This is a genomic window from Litorivivens sp. (assembly GCF_041625495.1).
Lineage (GTDB): Bacteria > Pseudomonadota > Gammaproteobacteria > Pseudomonadales > Spongiibacteraceae > Litorivivens.
Genome location: NZ_JBFJTH010000248.1, coordinates 1 through 3863 on the forward strand (window position 1 = coordinate 1; position 3863 = coordinate 3863).

Consider the following 3863-nt stretch of genomic DNA (forward strand, 5'->3'; position numbering starts at 1 on the left):
ACGGCCGTGGCGAAGGTGCTGCCGGGTTCGGGCGCGGCAGCGGGGATGCTCTGTTCCCGCACATGCTCGCGCCACGTGGTGCCGGGGTTGTCGGCTAGGGGGAGGAGCAGCTTGCTGGATGTGCGGACCATGCTGGCCATACGCTCCATCGCAAATTGCGCGTCCAGCAGCAGCTCCATGCGTTTTTCAACCAGGCTCCGTGATTGCAGTGCTGTATTGACGATGCCGGCCAGACTGACCACTAGCGCGGCCGTAATCGCGATCGAGAACAGCATTTCGACCAGTGTTAAGCCCTGACTGGGCTTGGCGGCGGACTTCATTCGCTCACCACCCATTCTATACTGTGGTTGCTGTTGGGGATGCTGACCCGCAGCCACAGAGCCCCGTCATCGGTGCCGGTGCGCGGATTGTTGTCGGCGTCGGCATTGTCTATATCGTGCGCGGCGATAAACACTTCTCGTTCCACGGTTGTGCCGTTTGCCATCAGGTAGTTGTCGCTCAAACTAGAGGGTATTGCCTCGCCGTTTGCGTTGATTTCGAGTTCCCCAAAGGAGCGGGCGAGCAGGTTCTCTATTTTGCTGCGAAGGGCGTAGTGCTGCAGTAGTAGCTGCTCGTGGTTTTTGCTCGATGAAAGCGCTGTGCGTAATGCATCCATCGCGGGAATGAGCAGGATGGCGAGCATCAATACGGCCGCTAATACCTCAGGGTACGTCATCCCTCGAAGATGGCTCGCGCGACTTACACCGAGCAGCATCAGGGGGCCACCAGGATGCGACCAGTCTGCGGTTCGACAGTGATCGTTTTAGTTTGGTCGTCAGCACTGAGCGTGATAGTTCCAGTAAGCAGGGGGTATTGATCTATGCCCGCGTCAAAATAAGGTGCGCCTCCGGGGCTAAAATCTACTTCATCCTTATTCCAGCCGGTTCCATAAGTCAGGCTAACACTGCTCAGCACGACACCGCTGTATTGAGCATCAGAATTAAGTTTAATATCGAGCAGCTGGCGGTCATGAGGATGCCTGACACTGAAAGTGCGCACAGGTGTGACCCCCGGCGTTAGTTGGTAAGCCTGAACTCGCTGAGTTGAGGCGCTGGCGCGAATGCCGTGAGGAACTCCTGTTCGCATTGCTTCACTACGCGCCAGCTTAAGGCTGCTGGCGACTTCCTTAACCGCATTATTGAGTCGAACTTCGGTAACGCTGGGCTGACCGGATAGTAAAAAGACGGAAAATATAGCTATCAGGCCGACGACTACCAGCATTTCAACCAGTGTGAATCCCCGCTGCGGTAATTCGCTCTTATGGTGGTTGTGTTCGCGTGCGGGGAGCGTAATGGCGATAGAGCAATATCGTCGCTCGGTAGTCACTGGATGCGTTGCTCCGGGGTAGTGCTGCACAATGCTTGCGCTGGCAGCGTTTTCGGTATCCGGCTTCGGTAAGTCTACTGTACTATACTGGGAGACCTGAGGTGTGCCAAGCTGTAGGAACGGGTCTGCCGAGCAGCAAACAATAAAAGGGTAGGGGGCAATGAAAAAACTTCGTCCAGATAAGGGTGAGTGGGCGCTTATTCACTGTGGGGGCGGCTTTTGAGCTGGCGCTCCCGCTGGCCCATACGTTCGGGGGCGTCGCGCCACAGTGCGATCGGGTTCTCAATACTCGAAGGCGCGATCAACCTTGTTCAGCTCCGTATCGACGGCCCAAGGCCGGTGGTGTCCGCTGCGGCCCTTATAGAAGTTGAGCGCCACATCGAGGATTTGCTTGAGCAACCAGCGCTGCTAAAGCAGATGTTGGCTCCAGAGCTCAAACACGGGTTTGTCGGTCGTAAGATAGTGAGTTGTTTGCCGCCGGAGCATTTTCGGCTGCTCTATATTAACTATAAGGCGGCAGGCGCTAGCTCAGTTGGCGACGCCATATTGCAGCAGGTGAAGGGGCGACTCGAGGGCCCCCTTGAAAACTTCGTTTTGGATTATCTGCCTATTCGCTCACAATCGGCCGGTGACGAGCAATTAGCGCTGGTTGCCGTTGCCGAGCGCTCTGTTGTTATTGATTTTCTCGAGCATTTTCGCAGGGCCGGACTGTATGTCGATGCGCTTGAAATTGCGCCCGTGGCCATCAACCGGCTGCTGGCGTCGGTGGCAGCGCCAGACAATCACCACAACAGTATTGCCATTTCTCTGGGGCGCTATAAAAGTTCCCTCGCAGTTTTCTCTGGCCGGCGGCTGATACTTGATCGCGAGGTGATGCTCGGGGAGCGCGATATGGTGCAGCAGCTCTGCCGATCCCTCGATATGGAAGAGGCATTTGCGCGCAGAATGCTTGGGCAACAGCTCACTCCATCGGCAGAAAATGAAGCGTCTTATGCCACAGGGTTGCCCGAGACCGTTGGCCAGATACTCAAGCCGCTATTTTTGAAGCTCTCGCAGGAAATTGAAAAAGCAACGCTATATACAGCCTCTCAAACCCGGGGCGAGCCTATCCGGGAGGTGTTCCTCCTCGGGGCTGCTGGACAATGGCCTGTGGCAAAAAAAGTGTTGCAGGACATTGTGCATTTGCCTGTCCAGGTGCTTTCGCCCGTATCCACGTATCAGCCGCTTGGTGAATTCCTAGGTGTTCCGCCTGAGTTGGCGCAGCAATGCTTGCCATTGAGCTGTGGTCTGGCACTGAGAGGCATGTCACATGAATGATATTGATCTCATTCCTGATGACTATCGCAAAAACAGGCAGATTCTTGCCGATCTGCGGGCCTTTTCGTTGGCGGCCGTCATAGTAATTCTTATTGTTGCGTTGGTCAGTGCGGTTTTGAAAATTCTTATGCAGTCTGCCCAAACAGATGCGGAAAAGCTCAGTGGTCAGCAATTGCTGATCGATCAGAAAAGTGCGCAACTCCAAACCCTCGATGAGCAAATCAAATCGATGAGTGAGCAGCTGTCTGTGCTCTCCGGATTTCGCGGTGGCCAAACAGCACCACGGCTTCTGGTTGCGATTGATCGGGCGCTTGATAACAGCGAAGTATGGTTCGCCCGGTTGAGCTTTGGCCGGGCGGGCAGCATGGTGGATAAAAAAGAGGCTGCAACCTCAAATGGCTACTTCATTGTGCTGCCGAAGCAAAATGAATCAGACACGGAAAAAGCCTGGCAAATTGAAACCCACCTCGAGGTGCTGGGGTATGCACGAAACTACGCTAAATTATCTGCGTTTGTCGGCGAGTTGCTGAAACAGGCAGAGGTGCGGTCTGTAAAGATTATCCGTTCCGGGCGCCGGGTTGTTGGTGGCAATGATCTTGTTGAGTTTGAGCTGGCCATTCTGGTCAATCCCGGGAGGCGTCGCTGATGGTCGCAATCAATTGGTCTGAGCACGTTGAACCGCGATCGCTGAGGTTGCTATTGGGTGGCCTGTTACTGCTTATGGTCACAGCGCTGGTGGTGTATGTGATTAAACCTCAGATAACGGCCTATAACGCGCTGGCTCGCAGCAACGCAAGTCTAAACCAGGCTATTGCCTATGGGCCGGATCTGGAAACACAAATCCAGAGTCGCTACGTGACGATGGCTGACCTTGAAGCACAACTTTTTGGTACAGCAGGTGCTGTATCGGCAGACAAGATTGAAAGCCATATTGTTGGCGCGTTGCAGAATATCTCTTGGCAGTATGGGGTGACGCTAGAGGGCGTAAAACCCATGCCGACCAAGCGAATTACAATCTTTGATGAAATTCCTTTTGAGGTTTCCCTGCGAGGGGATTACTTCAGTCTGTTTTCCTGGCTTCAGGCGATCAATCAGCAGCTTGGATTTATCGTAGTTGATCACTTTGAAGTCGCTTCCAGTGGTCGTGCAGCGACTGATCCTAATCTGATAATGACGTTACG

6 protein-coding genes are annotated in these 3863 nt (G+C 54.2%); 3 read left to right on the forward strand and 3 right to left on the reverse strand.

The genetic code is table 11. The annotated features are described in order from the left end of the window. From ABYP39_RS17870 to ABYP39_RS17880, 3 genes are all read right to left on the reverse strand, one after another. On the reverse strand, positions 1-320 hold a 320-nt coding region (locus ABYP39_RS17870), incomplete at its 3' end, for a type II secretion system protein J (RefSeq protein ID WP_372783953.1). Then, entirely contained in the window at positions 317-754 is a 438-nt protein-coding gene (locus ABYP39_RS17875; protein ID WP_372748327.1) for a type II secretion system protein, read from the reverse strand. The genes ABYP39_RS17875 and ABYP39_RS17870, both read right to left, overlap by 4 nt. Beyond that, entirely contained in the window at positions 754-1365 is a 612-nt protein-coding gene (locus ABYP39_RS17880) for a GspH/FimT family pseudopilin (protein WP_372748328.1), read from the reverse strand. Before ABYP39_RS17880 ends, ABYP39_RS17875 begins: the two co-directional genes overlap by 1 nt. A 219-nt stretch (positions 1366-1584) precedes the next feature. On the opposite strand from ABYP39_RS17880, the gene pilM reads away from it, so the two are divergent. The 3 genes from pilM to ABYP39_RS17895 form a co-directional block, all read left to right on the forward strand. Continuing rightward, on the forward strand, positions 1585-2682 hold the full coding sequence (gene pilM / locus ABYP39_RS17885; protein ID WP_372783955.1) for a pilus assembly protein PilM: 1098 nt from the start codon (positions 1585-1587) through the stop codon (positions 2680-2682). Continuing rightward, a complete protein-coding gene (locus ABYP39_RS17890) occupies positions 2675-3328 on the forward strand; it encodes a hypothetical protein (protein ID WP_372783957.1) in 654 nt (217 codons plus the stop codon). Before pilM ends, ABYP39_RS17890 begins: the two co-directional genes overlap by 8 nt. Further along, the coding region (locus ABYP39_RS17895) for a GspMb/PilO family protein (protein WP_372783959.1) at positions 3328-3863 on the forward strand (536 nt) is incomplete at its 3' end. The genes ABYP39_RS17890 and ABYP39_RS17895, both read left to right, overlap by 1 nt.